The following is a 17,130-nucleotide window of genomic DNA, read 5'->3' on the forward strand; positions in this document are numbered from 1 at the left end:
GGAACTCGGGTGGGGGCAGCGTCGTTGGCTTGTCCGTGAAGACGAAGTTGCTGCTGGCATGTATCGCCGTTGCCCTCCCCCTCCTGGTGTCCTGCGGATCCGGCGCGGCCGCGGCGGACCCCGAACCGTCGGTCAGTACGCCGAGCGTGCTGGTCGAGGACGCCTGGGTCCGGGCCACCGCCGGAGCGAAGGACACCACGATGACGGCGGCGTTCATGTCGCTGACCAACCCGGGCGACACCGAGATCAAGTTGGTCTCGGCAACCTCCCCGGTGGCCGGTGTGGTGCAGCTGCACGAGATGACGACGAAGGACGGCAAGATGGTGATGCAGGAGAAGGCCGGCGGGATCGCCGTACCGGCCGGCTCGCACGCGCACCTGGCGCCGAGCGGTGACCACGTGATGCTGATGGATCTCAAGCAGCCGCTGAAGCCCGGTGACGAGCTGCCGCTGACGCTGAAGTTCTCCGACGGCAGCACGCACGACCTGACCGTCCCGGTGAAGAACTTCACCGAGGAGGAGGAGCACTACCACCCCTCCGAGACCCCGACACCGGCCTCTTGACCTCCACGCATCCCCGGCCCTCGCGCCGGCAGCTCCTCTCGTACGCCGGAGCCGCCGCCGCGGGGGCCGCTGTCACCGGCGGCGCCGTTGCCCTCAGCAACGACACCGAACCCGCGGCGGCGGTCGTTCCGTCGCGCGACCTCAGCCCGTACGGCGACCACCAGCCCGCGATCGCGGCGCCCACCCCGAAGCACGCCGAGCTCGTCGCGCTCAACCTGCTCAGTGGCACCGACAAGGCTGCGCTCGGCCGCCTGATGCGCCTGTGGAGCACCGACATCGTCGCGCTCACCGCGGGACGTCCGACGCCCGGCGACACGGCGCCCGAGCTGGCCGTCCCGAACGCCGCGCTGACCGTGACGGTCGGGTTCGGGCCGCGGGTGTTCACCCGGCCCGGGCTCACGGCGTACAAGCCGCGCGGGCTCGACGACCTGCCGGTGATGCGGCACGACCGGCTGCTCCCGGCCTGGTCGGGCGGCGATCTGGTGATCCTGGTCGGTGCCGATGATCCGGTGAGCGTCGTGCACGCCGTACGGCGGCTGGTGGCGGACGCGGCGCCGTTCGCGAAGCCGGCGTGGCGGCAGAGCGGGTTCTGGAACGGGACCGGGCCGGACGGCCAGCCGGTGACCGGGCGGAACCTGTTCGGTCAGGTGGACGGGACCGGGAACCCGGCGGTCGGGACGCCGGAGTTCGACGCGACGGTGTGGGCCGACGGGCCGGACTGGTTCCGCGGCGGTACGACGCTCGTCGTACGGCGGATCCGGATGAACCTGGACACCTGGGACGAGCTGACCCGCTCGGAGCAGGAGCGGGCGGTCGGGCGGAAGGTGTCGACGGGTGCGCCGGTGACCGGTTCGGCCGAGCACGACGAGCTCGACCTGTTGGCGCGGGACGCGGACGGGCGGCTGGTGATCGCGGAGAACGCGCACGCGCGGCTGTCGCACCACAGCACGAACGACGGGCGGCGGATCTTCCGCAAGGGGCTCAACTACGTGCACGACACCGGCGCCGCGCGGGAGAGCGGGCTGGTGTTTCTCAGCTACCAGGCCGATGTTTCCGGGCAGTTCCTGCCGCTGCTGGCGCGGCTGGACGCCGCCGACGCGCTGAACGAGTGGACGACGACGATCGGCTCAGCCGTCTTCGCGATCCCACCGGGATGGCACGAGGACGGCTGGCTGGCGCGCGAGCTGCTGAGCTGAGCCGGCCGGGACAACCGGCCCAGCCCAGGAATCCTCAGCCGGCCCGGAAGCTCAGGAACTTGCTGCTCGGGTAACTGTGGAAGTTGTTGGCCGGCTCGAGGTTGGCCGGGCCGGTGCAGTCGGCCGTGCGGTAGAGCAGCACGTCCTCGGTGGACCAGTTGAACAGGGCGCCGGGGGCGAACGGCAGCACGGTGCAGGCTCCGGGGACGTCGTTGTAAGCGACGGCCTTGCCGGTGAAGCTGGTGGTCTCGAAGAAGCAGGCCTGGCCCTCGGTGCACTCGAAGGCGGTCTGCGCCGCGGACGCCGGGGTGACGGTGAGGCCGGTCGCGGCGACGGCGAGCGCGGTGAGGGTCAGGGCGGGACGAATTCTCACAGTTCCTCCACAGGGCGGGATGGTGCTCCCAACCCTATGGTTGAACTTTCACCGAAGCCGCCTCGTCCGGCGTGGCGCGGTTATAACGAGCCAGCAGGCGACGCTGCGGCTCGCGCTGATCGATCCAGTCCAGGTCGTCGGACAGGACCGCGTCGTTGCTGCGGTCGGCGTACGGGTCGAGCGGCGGTGGGGGCGGCGGCAGTGCGCGGAGCTTCAGCGCGGTCATCGGGACCGCCAGCAGTACCGCGAGCACCATCCACGGCCAGTAGTCGCGCACGAGCGGCTCGAACGTCTCGAAGAAGCTCCTGGTCGCAGCGTCGATTCCATCAGCCTTCACGGCGTTGACCACTGCGAAGCTGACCAGGTACCAGCCGGCCAGCACCGGCCAGAAGTACGCCGAGCGCCAGCCGCGCCGCCAGCAGCAGACGTACAGCACGATCGCGAGCCCGACCGCGACCAGCAGCCCGTTCAGCTGCCAGAGCCAGTGCACACCGTCGACGTGTGCGGCTGGGCGGGCGGCGTACCAGGCCAGGGGCAGCGCCAGCGCGAACGCCGCGACCACCGAGGACCAGGTGCCCAGGGCACCGAAGAAGGCGCCGAGGGCACTTGCCGCGAGCAACGTGATCAGCAGGTCGCGCGCCGAGAACGAGTGCCCGCTGAGCCACCAGGTGCCTGCGGCAACGACGAGCACCAGCGGTACGGCGTACCGGACGCGGCCGAGCAGGAACCCGGCCGCCACTCCCCCGGCGAACCCGCCGAGCACGAGCAGGTCGACCCGGCCGCTGCCGGCCGGGACGAACAGCGTCGAGTCATCGGGCAGGCCGGCCAGGTAGGTCGGGGCGAACCCCGCCACGAACCAGCCGATCACGGCCGCTGGGACAGCCCACAGGTAGCGCATCTGGACCTCGATCCACCCCCGGGGGCCGGGGGAACCGACGGTGTCGGCAGCCCAGCGCACCCGGCCGTGGTCCCGGGCCAGGTCAGTGCTGGGCTCGCTCGACCTTGCTCTTCAAGATCTCCGGGGTATCGACGGTAGCTCCCTCGGACCGCAACCAGGCGTCAAGACTCGCCCGATCCTGCAGGGACATCACCGCGACCACGTCACCGGCCCGGGCCTCGGCGACCAGCGCCTTGGCCGCGTCCAGCTCGGTCGGGAACGACGGGACGTCGTCGACGCCGACCGACCGGGTGCCCTCCCGGAACACCTCGTCCAGCTCGGCCGGCGGCCGGCCGCGCAGGTAGCTGTCCTTGTGCCCGATCACGACCCGGTCGGCGCCGCGGGCACCGATCGCACCCATCGCGGTGACCATCTCGTCGGCCCGGTCGCCCGGGGAGCCGAGCGCGAGCAGCAGCCGGCCGCCCTCGGGCCGAACGCCGTTCATGATCTCCAGCAGCGCCTCGAGGCCGGCCTCGTTGTGGGCCAGGTCGATCACCACGGTGAAGTCGCGGACCGAGTACATGTTCATCCGGCCCGGGTTGTTCTCGTTCGGCGAGAAGCTGGACAGCCCCTCGACGACCGCGGCCTTCGGCAGGTTCAGCCCGAGCGCCGCCGAGGTCGCGGCGAGCGCGTTCTCGACGTTGTAGTGCGACAGCCCGGACAGCGTCATCGGGATGTCGGTGACCTTGAGCAGCGGCTCGGCGTCGCTGGAGTTGTCCAGCACGGTGACGAACCCGTCCAGGACGGTGGTCGCCCGGCCGCCCTCCTCGAGCACGGTCCGGATCGACGGCGAGTCGGGGTCGCGGGAGAACACCCAGCACTTGGCCGGCGAGTCCAGCCGCATCGCGAACGTCCGCGGGTCGTCGCCGTTGACCACGCACCAGCCGCGCGGGCGGGTGATCTTGGTGATCACGGCCTTCACCTCGGCGAGCTGGTCGACGGTGTCGATGCCGCCGAGCCCGAGGTGGTCGGCGGTCACGTTGGTCACCACTGACACGTCGTTGGACGCGACACCGATCCCGCGGCGCAGGATGCCACCGCGGGCGGTCTCGGTGACCGCGAGCTGGATGCCGGGCTGGGACAGCACCCGGCCGGCGCCGCTCGGGCCGGAGAAGTCGCCGTACTCGACCAGTTCGCCGTCGAAGTACACACCGTCGGTGCTCGACCAGCCGACGTGCAGCCCGGCCGCGCGGCCGATGTGCGCGATCATCCGCGAGGTGGTGGTCTTGCCGTTCGTCCCGGTCACCGCGACGACCGGCACCTTCGGGCGCAGCGTCGGCGGCGGGTTGCCCGGCGGCTCGTTGCGGACCCGGTCCCCGACGGCCGTGACGAGGGCGGCCAGCTCGGTCTCCTCGGTGCCGAACGCGTCGACGACCTCGACGATCGCCTCACCGAGCGCCCGGGCGCGCTGCTCGTGGGCCCAGGGGAAGGCCACGACCAGCCGCCGTACGTCGGCCTCCGGACGCACCCGGACGCCGATCCGCCCGATCCCGGCCTCGCGGGCGATCCGGCGGACGATGTGCCCGACCACGCGGATCGCGAACCGCTGCCGGAACCCCGAGCCGATCCGGCCCGGCCGGGTCGCGCCCAGCCCGAGCGCGGAGGCGTACGCCTTGGCGGCCGGCGCCGGGGCGTCGATCAGCGCGGACAGGTCGAGGGTCAGCTTCACCGCGGCGCGGCTGAAGTAGAGGTTGGCTCCGTCCAGGACGCGGAGCTCTACCTTGGAGGTTGACACAGCTAGGCACCCATCGCGTGGTAGCCGCCGTCGACGTGGACGATCTCGCCGGTGGTGGAGGGGAAGAAGTCGCTGAGCAGGCCGACGATGGTCTTGCCGGTCGGCTCCAGGTCGGACGGGTCCCAGCCGAGCGGGGCCCGGTCCAGCCAGGGCTCCTCGAACTTCTCGAAGCCCGGGATCGCCTTCGCGGCCAGCGTCTTCAGCGGTCCGGCCGAGACCAGGTTGCAGCGGATGCCCTGGGCACCGAGATCGCGGGCCAGGTACCGCGAGGTGGACTCCAGCGCGGCCTTGGCCACACCCATCCAGTCGTACCCCGGCCAGGCGACGGTCGCATCGAAGGTCAGCCCGACGACGCTGCCGCCACGGCCCATCAGCGGCGCACAGGTCACCGCCAGCGCCTTCAGGCTGTACGCCGACACGTGCACGGCGCGCGAGACGTCGTCCCACGGGCCGTCCAGGAACTTGCCGCCGAGGATCGTCTCCGGGTTGCCGTAGGCGATCGAGTGCACGACGCCGTCCAGGCCGTCGACGTGCTCACGGATCTTGTCCGGCAGCGCAGCCAGGTGCTCATCGTCGGTCACGTCCAGCTCGAGCACCGGCGGCTCGACGGGTAACCGTTTGGCGATCCGTCTGGTGATGCTCAGCGCGCGGCCGAAGTTCGAGATCAGCACGGTGGCGCCTTGTTCCTGCGCCACCTTGGCCGTGGCGAAACCGATCGAGGAGTCGAGGGTGACTCCGGCGACCAGGATCCGCTTGCCGTCGAGGATGCCCACCGGCGTCCCTTTCCTGGATGAACTGAGGGGTGAGTGTGACTAGTTGCCCATGCCGATGCCGCCGTCGACCGGGATCACCGCTCCGGTGATGTACCCGGCTTCCTCGGACGCAATCCAGCGCACGGCGTTCGCGATCTCGGTGGTCAGGCCGAACCGGCCGAGCGGGATCTGGCCCAGGTACTGCTTCTGGGTCTCCTCCGGGAGTACGGCGGTCATGTCGGTCTCGACGAAGCCCGGCGCGACGACGTTCGTGGTGATGCCGCGGCTGCCCAGCTCACGGGCCATCGAGCGGGCCATCCCGATCATGCCGGACTTGCTGGCGGCGTAGTTCACCTGGCCCGGCGAGCCGAGCAGGCCGACCACCGAGGAGATGAAGACGATGCGGCCCTTGCGCAGCCGCAGCATGCCCTTGGCGGCGCGCTTGGCGACCTTGAACGATCCGGTCAGGTTGGTCTGGATGACCGCGTCCCAGTCGTCGTCGGACATCCGGAGCAGCAGCGTGTCCTTGGTGATGCCGGCGTTCGCGACCAGGACCTCGACCGGACCCTGCTCGGCCTGGATCGCCTCGAAGGCGGCGTCGACCTGCTCGGTGTCGGTGACGTCACACTTCACCGCGAAGAAGCCCTCCGGCGGCTCGGTGCTGTTGTACGTGATCGCCACGTTGTCGCCGGCGTCCTTGAACGCCGTCGCGATGGCGAGCCCGATGCCCCGGTTGCCCCCGGTGACGAGTACCGATCTGGCCACGAACACTTCTCCTCACTCGATGGACGTGCTGCCGGACGAACGCTATCGCCCGGCCCCGGTGCCGCCGTGAACCGGGCGGACACCGGGGCGGCGGACGGCGTACCGGTCAGGCGTCCTCGAGGCGGAAACCGACCTTCAGCCCGACCTGGTAGTGGTCGATCTGGTTGTCGACGATGTGGCCGCGGATCTGGGTCACCTCGAACCAGTCCAGGTGCCGCAGCGTCTCCCCGGCCCGGCCGATCGCGTTCTGGATCGCCGCGTCGACGCCGTCCTTGGACGTGCCGACGAGCTCGGTCACCCGGTAGGTGCGATCTGTCATCGTGCTCTCCCTTCCCAGCTGCCTGCGGCTGCCCTGAACGAGCGGCGTACCGTTGTCTATAGGTGAGGAGAATAGATGCCCCGACGACGTGAGACCGACAGCCATCCGGTCGTCTCCGTGACCACTGCGCAGCCCGGCCGTTCCGAGGACCTGGAGAGCCGGATCGCGCGGTACGCGTGGATGATGTCGCTGCGCGTGGTGTGCTTCGTGGCGGCGGTGCTGACACCGTCGCCGTGGCGCTGGATCCTGCTGGTCGGGGCGGTCTTCCTGCCCTCGGTCGCGGTGGTCTTCGCCAACGCCCACCAGAACCGCAAACTGGCCGGCGCCGACAGCTACGAGGCCCCGCCGCGGGTGCAGCTGGAGCGGCAGCCGGGGCCGGTGATCCAGGGCGAATACGTGTCCGATCAGCAGTCCGGTGACGACACCGAAAAGTGATCTCGGCCGGGACTGGATTCTGCGGCCGGATCCGTGTCAGAATCTCCCGCGTGCTCTGAAGTTCACCAGTGAAATTCAGGGACTTGATGCGGCGTCGGACGGCTCCCCCCGTGGCTGTCCGACGTCGCTTCATTTTCCCCAGGCTTTTGATTATTGAGTGATCAGGAACAATTCCTCATGAGTGAACAAGCACCGGCGTCCGTCTGCTCTGCAAAGGGATGTGGCGCCCCCGCCCGCTGGGCGCTGCAGTGGAACAACCCCAAGATCCACACCCCCGACCGGCGTAAGACGTGGCTGGCCTGCGACGACCACAAGCAGTCCTTGAGCGACTTCCTCGGCGCTCGCTCATTCCTGCGAGAGGTCGAACCTTTCACCGGCTGAACAACTCCGGCCGGTGTTACGGGTGAAAAAGTAAATTTCCGGTTCAGATTCCGCTGGAGTGGTAACTAGCCGCCGATGGCGGACATCGGGCGAACGGGCTGGAGGAACGTCGGGTCGGCGATGCCGTGGCCGGGGAGTTTGCCGCGCATCGCGGTACGCCAGCGGTCGGCCAGGTCCTCGTCGGAAGCGCCCGCGCGCAGCGCCGTGCGCAGGTCGGACTCGGTGCGCGCGAACAGGCAGTCGCGGACCTGGCCGTCGGCGGTCAGGCGGACCCGGTCGCAGTCGCCGCAGAACGGGCGCGTCACGCTCGCGATGATCCCGACGGTCTGCGGGCCACCCTGCACGGTGAACGACTCCGCCGGGGCGCTCCCCCGGGTCGCCGCGTCGGTCGGCTGCAGGCCGAACCGCTCACCGAGCTTCTCCAGGATCTCGTCGGCGGTGATCATCGTCGACCGGTCCCAGCCGTGCTGCGCGTCCAGCGGCATCTGCTCGATGAACCGCAGCTCGTAGTCGTGGTCCAGGCAGAACTGCAGCAGCTCCGGCGCCTGGTCGTCGTTCACCCCGCGCATCAGCACCGCGTTCACCTTCACCGGGGCCAGACCGGCCGCGTGCGCCGCCGCGAGGCCGGCCAGCACGTCCTTCAGCCGGTCCCGGCGGGTGAGCTGCTGGAAGGTGTCCTGGCGGACCGTGTCGAGGCTCACGTTCACCCGGTCCAGGCCGGCCGCGGCCAGCGCCTCGGCCTGGCGGGCCAGGCCGATGCCGTTGGTGGTCAGCGAGACCTGCGGGCGCGGCGTGAGGTTCGTCGTACGGTCGACGATGCCGACCAGGCCGCGGCGCAGCAGCGGCTCACCGCCGGTGAAGCGGATCTCGTCGACGCCGAGCTGGGTGACCGCGATGGAGACCAGCCGCACGATCTCGTCGTCGGTGAGCAGCTCGGGCTTGGCCAGCCAGTCGAGGCCCTCCTCGGGCATGCAGTACGTGCAGCGCAGGTTGCAGCGGTCGGTCAGGGAGACCCTGAGGTCCGTCGCCACCCGGCCGTAGTTGTCGGCCAGGCCGTTCTGCGTCTTGGTATACACACCCCCAGCGTACGTGCCACCGGGCGGGCGACGGCGAGGTGTTTCGGGTCATGGCCTAAGTTCGTGGGGTGCGTCGTTTGATGACAAGGCGGTGGATCGGCTCCGCGCTGGTGATCCTGGTCCTGGCCGGGGCCTGCGTCCAGCTCGGCCGCTGGCAGTTGCACCGGCTCGACGAGCGCAAGGAACGCAACCACGTCACCACCAGCAACCTGGCCGCCGCCCCGGCGCCGATCGGCGAGATCGTCGGTGCCGACCACGTCGTCGGACCGCAGCACGACTGGCGGACCGCGGTCGTCACCGGCCGGTACGACGCGAGCAAGCAGATCGTCGTCCGCTACCGGAACGTGAACGACAGGCCCGGGTTCGAGATCGTGACGCCGCTGATCCTCACCGACGGGACGGCCCTGCTGGTCGACCGCGGCTTCCTCGCCCGCCAGGGCGCCGAGCTGGCACCGTCGACGATCCCGCCGGTGCCCAGCGGCGAGGTGACCGTGACCGGCAGGCTGCGGCGCAGCGAGCACGGCGGCCACACCAGCGGCGGTACGCCGGTCGATGGGACCGCGCGGCTGATCAACGGGCCGGACTACGCGTCGACGCTCGGGCTGAAGCTGTACGACGGGTACCTGGCGACCGATCAGCAGCAGCCCGCGGCCGATCCGGCGTTCGGCAAGTTCCCCGGGCCGGAGATCGACGACGGGCCGCACTTCTTCTACGCGCTGCAGTGGTTCTTCTTCGCACTGATGGCGATCGGCGGGCTGGTCTACTTCTCGCGGCAGGACCTGGAGAAGGACAAGGAGCCTGAGGACGGTGCTCCGGGCGAGGCCGCCGAGGTTGCCGATCGCAACCGTTCGGAAGCGGTTGTCGGCGTGTCGGACAGTTCCGGGCCGGCACCGAAGGAGTAGCGCGTACTCCGCCTGCCCGTCGGTGAGACATCGTTTCATCATTTGAGACGATGCGGGCCGCGCGCGGCGCGCACTTCAGCGGCTCGCGGCGTTCTGCGGCAGGATGGTGGGCGTGGACCTCGGACTTCGCGATCGCACGTACATCGTCACCGGCGCCAGCGGTGGGCTCGGCTTCGCCACCGCGCGGGCCCTGGCCGCCGAAGGCGCCAACCTGGTGATCTCCAGCCGCAACGAGGAGTCGATCGCGCGGGCCGCCGCCGAGCTCGGCGAGAACGTGGTCGGCATCCCGGTCGACAACGCCGACCCGGAGAGCGCCGAGCGGCTGGCCGCGACGGCGATCGCCAAGTGGGGCGCGCTGCACGGCGCGCTGATCAGCGTCGGCGGGCCGCGCGCCGGTACGGCGCTGGACACCGACGAGGACGACTGGCGCTCGGCCTTCGACAGCGTGTTCCTGGGCGGGCTGCGGATCGCCCGCTCGGTCGCGCGGGCCGGCGCGGAGGGGACGTCGCTGGCGTTCGTCCTGTCGTCGTCGGTGAAGTCGCCGATCCCCGGCCTGGCGATCTCGAACGGGCTGCGCCCCGGGCTCGCGATGGTCGCCAAGACGCTGGCCGACGAGCTCGGCCCGAACGGCGTCCGGGTGAACGGCCTGCTGCCCGGCAAGATCGCCACCGATCGCGTCCGCGAGCTCGACTCCAAGGGCGGCGACCCCGAAGCCACCCGCCGCTCGGCCGAGAAGACCATCCCGCTGCGCCGCTACGGCCTCCCCGAGGAGTTCGGGCGAGTGGCAGCCTTCGTCCTGTCCCCCGCCGCGTCGTACCTGACCGGCGTGATGATCCCGGTCGACGGCGGAGCGCTCCGAACCATCTAGTCCTTCGGCCGGTCCTTGTCCTTGGACGGCTGGACGCGCTTGGGCTCGCCGGGCATCTTCGGGTACTCCGGCGGGTACGGCAGGTCTCCTTCGCCGTGGTCCTTCTCGTGCTTCGCCGACAGCTCCAGCAGTGACTCCAGCGAGAAGGCCTGCTCGCCGACGGCCGCGTGCAGGTCGCCGACCTCGGCGAAGCGGGCCGGCATCGTGAGCACGTCGAAGTCGTCCGGTACGACGTCCTCCAGCTCCTCCCAGCGCAGCGGCGCCGACACCCGGGCGCGCGCGTTCGGACGCACCGAGTACGCCGAGGCGATGGTCCGGTCGCGGGCCATCTGGTTGTAGTCGATGAAGATCCGCTCGCCGCGCTCCTCCTTCCACCAGTTCACCGTGACCTGGTCGGGCAGCCGGCGCGACAGCTCGCGGCCGAGCGCGATCACCGCGCGGCGCGCCTGGATGAAGTCCCAGCGCGGCTCGATCGGCACGTACACGTGCAGCCCGCGCCCGCCGGAGGTCTTCGGGAAGCCCTCCAGCCCGTGCTCGGCGAGCAGCTCGCGCAGCGCCGGAGCGACGGCGACCGCGCTCTTGAAGTCCGTCCCGGGCTGCGGGTCGAGGTCGATCCGCAGCTGGTCCGGCGAGTCCAGCTCCGGGCGGCGTACCGGCCAGGGGTGGAACGTCAGCGTCCCCAGGTTCGCCGCCCAGGCGACCACCGCGAGCTCGGTCGGGCAGACCTCGTCGGCCGGCCGCCCGCTCGGGAACTTGATCGTCGCCGTCTCGACCCATTCGGGCGCGCCCTTCGCGACCCGCTTCTGGTAGAACGCGTCACCCTTGTTGTCCATTCGGGTGGACAGCTTCGCGCCCTCGAACCAGCCGCCGGGCCAGCGCTCGAGCGTGGTCGGCCGGTCCCGGAGCGCGCCGAGGATGCCGTCGCCGACCGCGACGAAGTAGTTCACGATATCGAGCTTGGTCAGCCCGCGGTCCGCGAAGTACGGCTTGTCCGGGTTGCTGACCCGGACCGTGCGCCCCGCCACCTCGAGCTCGATTGCCTTGGTCGCCGCCATGGCCGTGACGCTACCGCCCGCGACCGACCAAAACCGGTCGTCACTCCCAGGAAAAGCGATCTTTTCCCAACCTCTGGCCACCCTAGGTGACCGAGCGGTAACGTTCCTGCACCTCGTTCCTGGGGCGTGAGGCCCCCGGGACACTCTTGAAGGAGCACGAGGATGAACAGATCCGCCCTGCTCGCCGCTGCCACCGCAGTCGCGACCGCCACCGCCCTCGGCCTCGGGACCGGCACCGCCACCGGCGCCCCGCAGGCCGAACCGGGCCCGTCCCCCGCCACCGCGGCCGCCCGGGTCAAGGCCGCGATCGGCCAGAACCTCGGCACCCTGAAGGCGACCGGCGCCGATGCCTTCACGGTCCGGGACGTGATCGTCGACGCCGACGGCACCAGCCACGTCCGGATGGACCGCAGCATCGGTGGCCTGAAGGTGCTCGGCGGCGACGTCGTCGTCCACCAGGCCAAGGACGGCGCCTGGAAGGACGCCAGCCTGACGCTGACCAAGCCGGCCAACGTCGACCGTACGCCGAAGATCTCGGTCGCCGGCGCCACCGCCAAGGCGCTGACCGGCGGCATGCTGTCCAATGGAATGAAGGCCGAAGGCAAGCCCTCCCTGGTGATCGAGGCCCGCAAGGGCGCGCCCCGCCTGGCGTACCTGGTCACCACCGGCGGCACCCAGGCCGACGGCACGCCGAGCCACATCACCACCACCGTGGACGCATTGACCGGCGCCAAGCTGGTCAGCGAGCAGCACATCCACACCGCGAGCGGCGACGGCAAGAGCCTGTACTCCGGCACGGTCACGATCGACACCACCCCGGCCACCGGCGGCTTCACGCTGACCGACCCGGCCCGCGGCAACGGCTACACCGCCGACGCCAACAACAAGACCGACTCGATCCTGTGCCAGCTGTTCGGTCTGGGCTGCCCGACCCCGACCCGCTTCAACGACGCGGACAACCACTGGGGCACCGGCGTCAACACCGACCGCGCCTCGGCCGCGGTCGACGCGCACTACGGGGCGGCGAAGACGTTCGACTACTTCAAGCTGACCCACGCCCGCAACGGCATCTTCAACGACGGCAAGGGCGTCCCGAGCCGGGTCCACTACGGCACGAACTACGTGAACGCCTTCTGGGACGGCAAGAAGATGACCTACGGCGACGGCGACGGGGTGGTGGCCGGCCCGCTGGTCTCGATCGACGTGGCCGGGCACGAGATGTCCCACGGCGTCACCACCGCGACCGCGAACCTGACCTACTCCGGTGAGTCCGGCGGCCTGAACGAGGCCACCAGCGACATCTTCGGAACGCTGGTCGAGTTCTACGCCAACAACGCCTCCGACCCCGGCGACTACTACATCGGCGAGGAGATCATGAAGGACCGCCCGGCGCTGCGGTTCATGGACAAGCCGAGCAAGGACGGCCAGTCCAAGGACTGCTGGTACTCCGGCATCGGCAACATCGACGTGCACTACTCCTCGGGCGTCGCCAACCACTTCGCGTACCTGCTCGCCGAGGGCACCGGCCCGAAGACGTTCGGCGGCCTGCCGCACGACTCCACCACCTGCAACGGCACCACGCTGCAGGGCATCGGCAAGGACAAGCTCGGCAAGATCTGGTACCGGGCGCTGACGACGTACATGACCACCGGGACGACGTACGCGCAGGCCCGGACCGCGACGCTGAACGCGGCCACCGACCTGTACGGCGCGGCGAGCGCCGAGCGCACCGCCGTCGCCGCGGCCTGGTCCGCGGTGAGCGTCAACTGATCGCCGACAGCAACTGATCCGCGACCTCGCTATGGTCGGCTGATCGTTGAACTTGTACACCGGCCCTGTCCCACTGGGGCGGACAGGACCGGTGTACAACGGTCGGCATGGGGAGGGACGTGACGGGTCGAGCGCTCGGCCTCGACCTGCACCTGGACGCGGCGCCGCGGGGCCGCTCGATCGAGGCGGCGCTGCGGGAGGCTGTCGTGTCGGGGCGGCTTGCTGCTGGGACTCGGCTGCCTGGGACTCGCACGCTCGCGGCGGACCTGGGGCTGGCCCGCGGGACAGTGGTCGAGGCGTACGCGCAGCTGACAGCTGAGGGATGGCTGGTCAGTACAACGGGTGCGGGGACGTGGGTTGCCCAGACGTCTCCGTCAGGTCGGTCTGCCGCACCCGTTCCGAAGAAGTCTGTTGTCGATCTGCGGCCTGGGCGCCCCGATCTCAGTCTGTTCCCGCGGGCGACCTGGGTGGCCGGCCTCCGGCGGGCGCTGATGGGGGCCGAGCATTCGAGCCTGGACTACGGCGATCCAGCGGGGTTGCCGGTGCTGCGGGAGGCGGTGGCGGCGTACGTCGGCCGGACGCGCGGAGTGCAGGCCGAGGCCGGTGCGGTGGTGATCGTCGGTGGGTTCAGTCACGGGTTAGCAGTGCTCTCGCGCGCGCTGCGGGCGCAGGGCGTGCGGACGATCGGGACCGAGGATCCCGGGCTCGTTCACCACCGCGAGATGATTCATCGCAACGGGCTCGCGACCTCGCCGCTGAGTGTCGGACCGTGCGGGGCTGAGCCGAGCGAGTCAGACCTGGGTGCCGTGCTGCTGACGCCGGCGCACCAGCATCCGCGCGGCGTCGTGCTGGGCGCCGAGCAGCGCGCGGGGTTCCTCGACTGGGCCGAGCGGCGCGACGGGTACGTGATCGAGGACGACTACGACGGGGAGTTCCGGTACGACAAGCAGCCGGTCGGAGCGCTGCAGGCGCAGGCTCCGGATCGGGTCGTCTTTGCCGGAAGTACCAGCAAGTCGCTGGCGCCCGGGCTGCGGATCGGCTGGCTGGTGGTGCCGGAGCGGCTGCGCATCGCCGTACTGGATGCGGTCGTTGCTACCGGCGCGATGGTGAGCGCGCCTGACCAGCTCACCCTCGCGCAACTGCTGGAGCACGGCGACTACGACCGGCAGGTACGCCGGGCGCGGCAGGTCTACCAGCGGCGGCGGCAGGAGCTGGCCGCGCGAGTGCGGTTGGACGGCGTACCGGCTGGTCTGCATGCGCTTCATCCGCTGGAGTCGGTAGAGCACGAGAAGCGGCTCATCGACGCGGGGTTGGCGAACGGGCTGCATCTGATGGGGCTGCACACCGCGGGCTACTGGCACTCCCCCGACGATGACCGCGCCGGGCTCGTCATCGGGTACGCGACCCCGCCGCAGCACGCGTGGCGAGCCGCACTCGACTCTCTGGCTACGCTTCTCAACTGACTCGGCGGTCCGCCCGCGCGGCCAGCTCCTCGGCGTCCGGGAAGGTCATCATCTCCACCCCGGGCGCGCACAGCATCACCACCACGAAGCGGCTCCACCCGTCCGGCAGGTTGTTCGCGGCCCGGTAGTGGATCACGTCACCGCCGGGCTCCCAGAACGCCTCGCCCGCGGTGATCACCCGTGCGGGCTCGCCTTCGAGCTCGAAGATCATCTCGCCCTCGAGCATGTAGCCGAAGACCGGGCCGGAGTGCCGGTGCGGCTGGGTGCCCGGATCGCCGGGCGGGATTTCGATGGTCGCGGTCATCACGTGCGCACCGGCCGGGATCGCCGGCGTCTGCGAGTCGAGCATCGAGAGGACCGTGTTGGTGGGAGGCAGGTTGTCGATCATGAGACCGAGGCTAAGCACGGCGTACGGCGGACGCCTGGTCCACTTCGGCACCGGCGGACTGGACCGGTGCTGTCACGTTCCGGGGCGCTGCGCGGTCTGGGGTGCATGCCCGACGAATCGACGCTGTTCCTGGAGCACCAGCCGCTGCTGGTTGCCATCGGCTACCGAGTGCTCGGCAGCCACGCCGACGCCGAGGACGTCGCGCAGGAGGCCTGGTTGCGGTGGGCAACGACCGATCAGGCGGCGGTGGAGAGTCCGCGGCGGTTCCTGATCACGGTGGTGACCCGGCTGGCGATCGACCGGCTCCGGCGGGCGCACCGCAGGCACGAGGTCTACCCCGGCCCGTGGCTGCCGGAGCCGGTGCCGACCGGGAAGCTCGGCCCGGCCGAGACCGCCGAGCAGCGGGACACGGTCTCGCTGGCGACGATGCGGTTGATGAACCAGCTCAGCGCGCCGGAGCGAGCGGTATTCGTACTGCGGGAGGGCTTCGAGTTGCCGTACGAGGAGATCGGGCGGGCGCTCGACCTGGAGGAAGCACACGCGCGGCAGCTCTACCGGCGCGCGACTGCACGGCTGAGCGCGGATCGGGAGCGCTTTCCCGCCGACCCGCACCGGCACCGGGAGCTGGTGGCCCGCTTCCTGCAGGCGGCCCGGACGGGAGATCGTGCCGGGCTGCAGCGATTGCTCGCGCAGGAGGTGACGGTGTGGATCGACGGGGGCGGGAAGCGCAGCGCGGCACTGCGGCCGGTCGTCGGGGCCGAGCGGGCGAGCCGGCTGGTGCTCGGGACCCTCGGTAAGTACGCCGATGTCGCGCTGCGGATCGCCGACGTGAACGGTCAGGACGCGCTGCTCGTCCGGCTCGGCGGTGAGTGGCAGGTCTGCTCGTTCGAGACGGCGGGCGGGCTGATCACCGGCATCCAATGGATGTCGAACCCGGAAAAGCTGAGCTTGTTCAGCGGTGAGCGTTCAGCCAGCTGATCACATCGTCAGCAGCACCTCCCGTACTGCGCGGACCCAGGACCGAGTAGTGGTCCTGGCCCGGGTACAGCTTGAAGTCGGCCTTCGGTCCGGCGTTGCGGACGGCCTGCCGGGTGACGGCCTTCTTGATCGACGGGTCCGCGTCGCCCTGCAGGAGCAGCATCGGCGCGGACGCCCGGGCGCGGGGCACGGTCTGCTCGTCGAGCCAGTCCTGGATGCGCAGCGCGGCCGCCGGGTTCTGCGGGGTGAACTGGTAGTCGGGCAGCTTGGCCCCGAAGTTCACCGTGAAGTCGGCCCAGATCTGGTCGGTGCACTCCTGCCGCACCTTCGGCAGCAGCCCGAGCGCCTGCTTGCCCAGATAGTCCTCGAAGCGCAGCTCCGGGTGCACGGTCCTGAGCCCGTTCAGCGCCAGCAGGAAGAACCCGCGATCCACCGGCCCGGGCGACGCGTACGAGTAGGCCTGCCCGACGTCGGTCACCGGGCTCACCCCGACCGTCCCGCGGAAGTCGAGGCCCTTGCCGTAGCTCGCCGCCAGTTCCCCCGCGGCGATCGCCGCGTGCCCGCCCTGCGAGTGCCCGACCGCGAAGTACTCCGTCGACACCGACGGCTCGGCCCGTACCGCGGCCCGCACGGCGTCGATCACACCGCGGGCTTCGCTGCCGGCGACGATGTACGGGTGCTCGCCGTCGGAGCCGAGGCCCTCGTAGTCGGTCGCGGTGACGGCGTACCCGGCGGAGAGCAGGCGCGCGACGAAGCCGGCGTAGCCGAAGAGGTCGATCTTGCCGTTGGCGTTGCGGGCGGTGGAGGGGGCGCAGCGGTCGATGATGCCGCTGGAGCTGTGCCTAGGAGACGATCGGCCAGCCGTGCTTGGGTGGGCGGCCCTTCGGGGTGAAGAGAGCGCCGCTCACGACGATGTCGTCGCCGGTCAGCGCGCGGGAACGGTAGGTGATCCGATCGGCGCGCGCGGCGACGGCGGCCAGGGCCGGGTCGAGATCGGTGATGCGTCGGGTCGAGACGAGCTGTCCGGCAACAGAGTGTCGTTGCTCGGTCACTGCAACCGCTTGTGTGGTGTGTTGAACGGTGGCTGGTGCAAGGCCCGCGATCGCCGCGACTGCCAGGCCGATCGCCAGCCTGCGGACCTTCGGTGCGTGGTGCATGGAAGAACTCCTGTGTG

The 17,130-nt window shown here is 70.5% G+C and carries 20 protein-coding genes; 9 read left to right on the forward strand and 11 right to left on the reverse strand.

Annotated elements, in window-relative coordinates:
• Positions 1-35: 35 nt before the first annotated feature.
• Together AB0M01_RS29050 and AB0M01_RS29055 are read left to right on the forward strand one after the other, a co-directional pair.
• A complete protein-coding gene (locus tag AB0M01_RS29050) occupies positions 36-563 on the forward strand; it encodes a copper chaperone PCu(A)C (protein WP_363675023.1) in 528 nt (175 codons plus the stop codon).
• Positions 560-1,759, forward strand: coding sequence for a Dyp-type peroxidase (locus AB0M01_RS29055; RefSeq protein WP_363675025.1), 1,200 nt, complete (start codon positions 560-562; stop codon positions 1,757-1,759). The genes AB0M01_RS29050 and AB0M01_RS29055 overlap by 4 nt, the downstream gene beginning before the upstream one ends.
• Positions 1,760-1,793: 34 nt before the next feature.
• Here AB0M01_RS29055 and AB0M01_RS29060 read toward each other — a convergent pair whose 3' ends face one another.
• From AB0M01_RS29060 to AB0M01_RS29085, 6 genes are all read right to left on the reverse strand, one after another.
• Entirely contained in the window at positions 1,794-2,132 is a 339-nt protein-coding gene (locus AB0M01_RS29060) for a hypothetical protein (RefSeq protein WP_363675027.1), read from the reverse strand.
• A 34-nt stretch (positions 2,133-2,166) separates the two neighbouring features.
• Positions 2,167-3,030 carry a hypothetical protein gene (locus tag AB0M01_RS29065; protein WP_363675029.1) on the reverse strand — a complete coding sequence of 288 codons (864 nt, stop codon included), beginning with the start codon at positions 3,028-3,030 and terminating at the stop codon, positions 2,167-2,169.
• Between the two features lie 82 nt (positions 3,031-3,112).
• A complete protein-coding gene (locus AB0M01_RS29070) occupies positions 3,113-4,804 on the reverse strand; it encodes a Mur ligase family protein (protein ID WP_363675031.1) in 1,692 nt (563 codons plus the stop codon).
• A gap of 2 nt (positions 4,805-4,806) precedes the next feature.
• A complete protein-coding gene (gene fabI / locus AB0M01_RS29075) occupies positions 4,807-5,577 on the reverse strand; it encodes an enoyl-ACP reductase FabI (RefSeq protein WP_363675033.1) in 771 nt (256 codons plus the stop codon).
• Positions 5,578-5,616: 39 nt separating this feature from the next.
• On the reverse strand, positions 5,617-6,321 hold the full coding sequence (gene fabG / locus AB0M01_RS29080) for a 3-oxoacyl-[acyl-carrier-protein] reductase (protein ID WP_363675035.1): 705 nt from the start codon (positions 6,319-6,321) through the stop codon (positions 5,617-5,619).
• Positions 6,322-6,427: 106 nt separating this feature from the next.
• Complete coding sequence (locus tag AB0M01_RS29085; protein WP_344170733.1) at positions 6,428-6,640, reverse strand: dodecin; 213 nt, start codon at positions 6,638-6,640, stop codon at positions 6,428-6,430.
• A 75-nt stretch (positions 6,641-6,715) separates the two neighbouring features.
• On the opposite strand from AB0M01_RS29085, the gene AB0M01_RS29090 reads away from it, so the two are divergent.
• Entirely contained in the window at positions 6,716-7,075 is a 360-nt protein-coding gene (locus AB0M01_RS29090; protein WP_363675037.1) for a DUF3099 domain-containing protein, read from the forward strand.
• A gap of 177 nt (positions 7,076-7,252) precedes the next feature.
• Positions 7,253-7,456, forward strand: a complete 204-nt coding sequence (locus AB0M01_RS29095; RefSeq protein ID WP_363675039.1) for a hypothetical protein — start codon at positions 7,253-7,255, stop codon at positions 7,454-7,456.
• 65 nt (positions 7,457-7,521) lie between these two features.
• Here AB0M01_RS29095 and moaA read toward each other — a convergent pair whose 3' ends face one another.
• Positions 7,522-8,532: a GTP 3',8-cyclase MoaA gene (gene moaA / locus AB0M01_RS29100; protein WP_363675041.1), complete on the reverse strand. Its 1,011-nt coding sequence runs from the start codon at positions 8,530-8,532 to the stop codon at positions 7,522-7,524.
• Between the two features lie 80 nt (positions 8,533-8,612).
• On the opposite strand from moaA, the gene AB0M01_RS29105 reads away from it, so the two are divergent.
• Positions 8,613-9,434: an SURF1 family protein gene (locus AB0M01_RS29105; protein WP_363675043.1), complete on the forward strand. Its 822-nt coding sequence runs from the start codon at positions 8,613-8,615 to the stop codon at positions 9,432-9,434.
• A gap of 103 nt (positions 9,435-9,537) precedes the next feature.
• Positions 9,538-10,302: an SDR family oxidoreductase gene (locus AB0M01_RS29110; RefSeq protein WP_363675045.1), complete on the forward strand. Its 765-nt coding sequence runs from the start codon at positions 9,538-9,540 to the stop codon at positions 10,300-10,302.
• Here AB0M01_RS29110 and ligD read toward each other — a convergent pair.
• Entirely contained in the window at positions 10,299-11,357 is a 1,059-nt protein-coding gene (gene ligD / locus AB0M01_RS29115; RefSeq protein ID WP_363675047.1) for a non-homologous end-joining DNA ligase, read from the reverse strand. The two genes, AB0M01_RS29110 and ligD, sit on opposite strands and share 4 nt — an antisense overlap.
• Before the next feature lie 162 nt (positions 11,358-11,519).
• On the opposite strand from ligD, the gene AB0M01_RS29120 reads away from it, so the two are divergent.
• Complete coding sequence (locus AB0M01_RS29120) at positions 11,520-13,127, forward strand: M4 family metallopeptidase (RefSeq protein WP_363675049.1); 1,608 nt, start codon at positions 11,520-11,522, stop codon at positions 13,125-13,127.
• Positions 13,128-13,246: 119 nt separating this feature from the next.
• A complete protein-coding gene (locus tag AB0M01_RS29125) occupies positions 13,247-14,590 on the forward strand; it encodes a PLP-dependent aminotransferase family protein (RefSeq protein WP_363675051.1) in 1,344 nt (447 codons plus the stop codon).
• Here AB0M01_RS29125 and AB0M01_RS29130 read toward each other — a convergent pair.
• On the reverse strand, positions 14,583-14,978 hold the full coding sequence (locus tag AB0M01_RS29130) for a cupin domain-containing protein (RefSeq protein WP_363675053.1): 396 nt from the start codon (positions 14,976-14,978) through the stop codon (positions 14,583-14,585). The two genes, AB0M01_RS29125 and AB0M01_RS29130, sit on opposite strands and share 8 nt — an antisense overlap.
• Positions 14,979-15,083: 105 nt before the next feature.
• Here AB0M01_RS29130 and sigJ point away from each other — a divergent pair, with 105 nt between their 5' ends.
• A complete protein-coding gene (gene sigJ, locus AB0M01_RS29135; RefSeq protein ID WP_363675055.1) occupies positions 15,084-15,956 on the forward strand; it encodes an RNA polymerase sigma factor SigJ in 873 nt (290 codons plus the stop codon).
• Here the strand turns inward: sigJ and AB0M01_RS29140 are convergent.
• Together AB0M01_RS29140 and AB0M01_RS29145 are read right to left on the reverse strand one after the other, a co-directional pair.
• Positions 15,931-16,782 (reverse strand): alpha/beta fold hydrolase, encoded by an 852-nt coding sequence (locus AB0M01_RS29140; RefSeq protein WP_363675504.1) that lies wholly within the window; start codon positions 16,780-16,782, stop codon positions 15,931-15,933. The genes sigJ and AB0M01_RS29140 overlap by 26 nt on opposite strands.
• Before the next feature lie 16 nt (positions 16,783-16,798).
• Positions 16,799-17,113 carry a hypothetical protein gene (locus AB0M01_RS29145; RefSeq protein ID WP_363675057.1) on the reverse strand — a complete coding sequence of 105 codons (315 nt, stop codon included), beginning with the start codon at positions 17,111-17,113 and terminating at the stop codon, positions 16,799-16,801.
• Positions 17,114-17,130 lie beyond the last annotated feature (17 nt).

The organism is Kribbella sp. NPDC051770 (assembly GCF_040681455.1).
Classification (GTDB): domain Bacteria; phylum Actinomycetota; class Actinomycetes; order Propionibacteriales; family Kribbellaceae; genus Kribbella.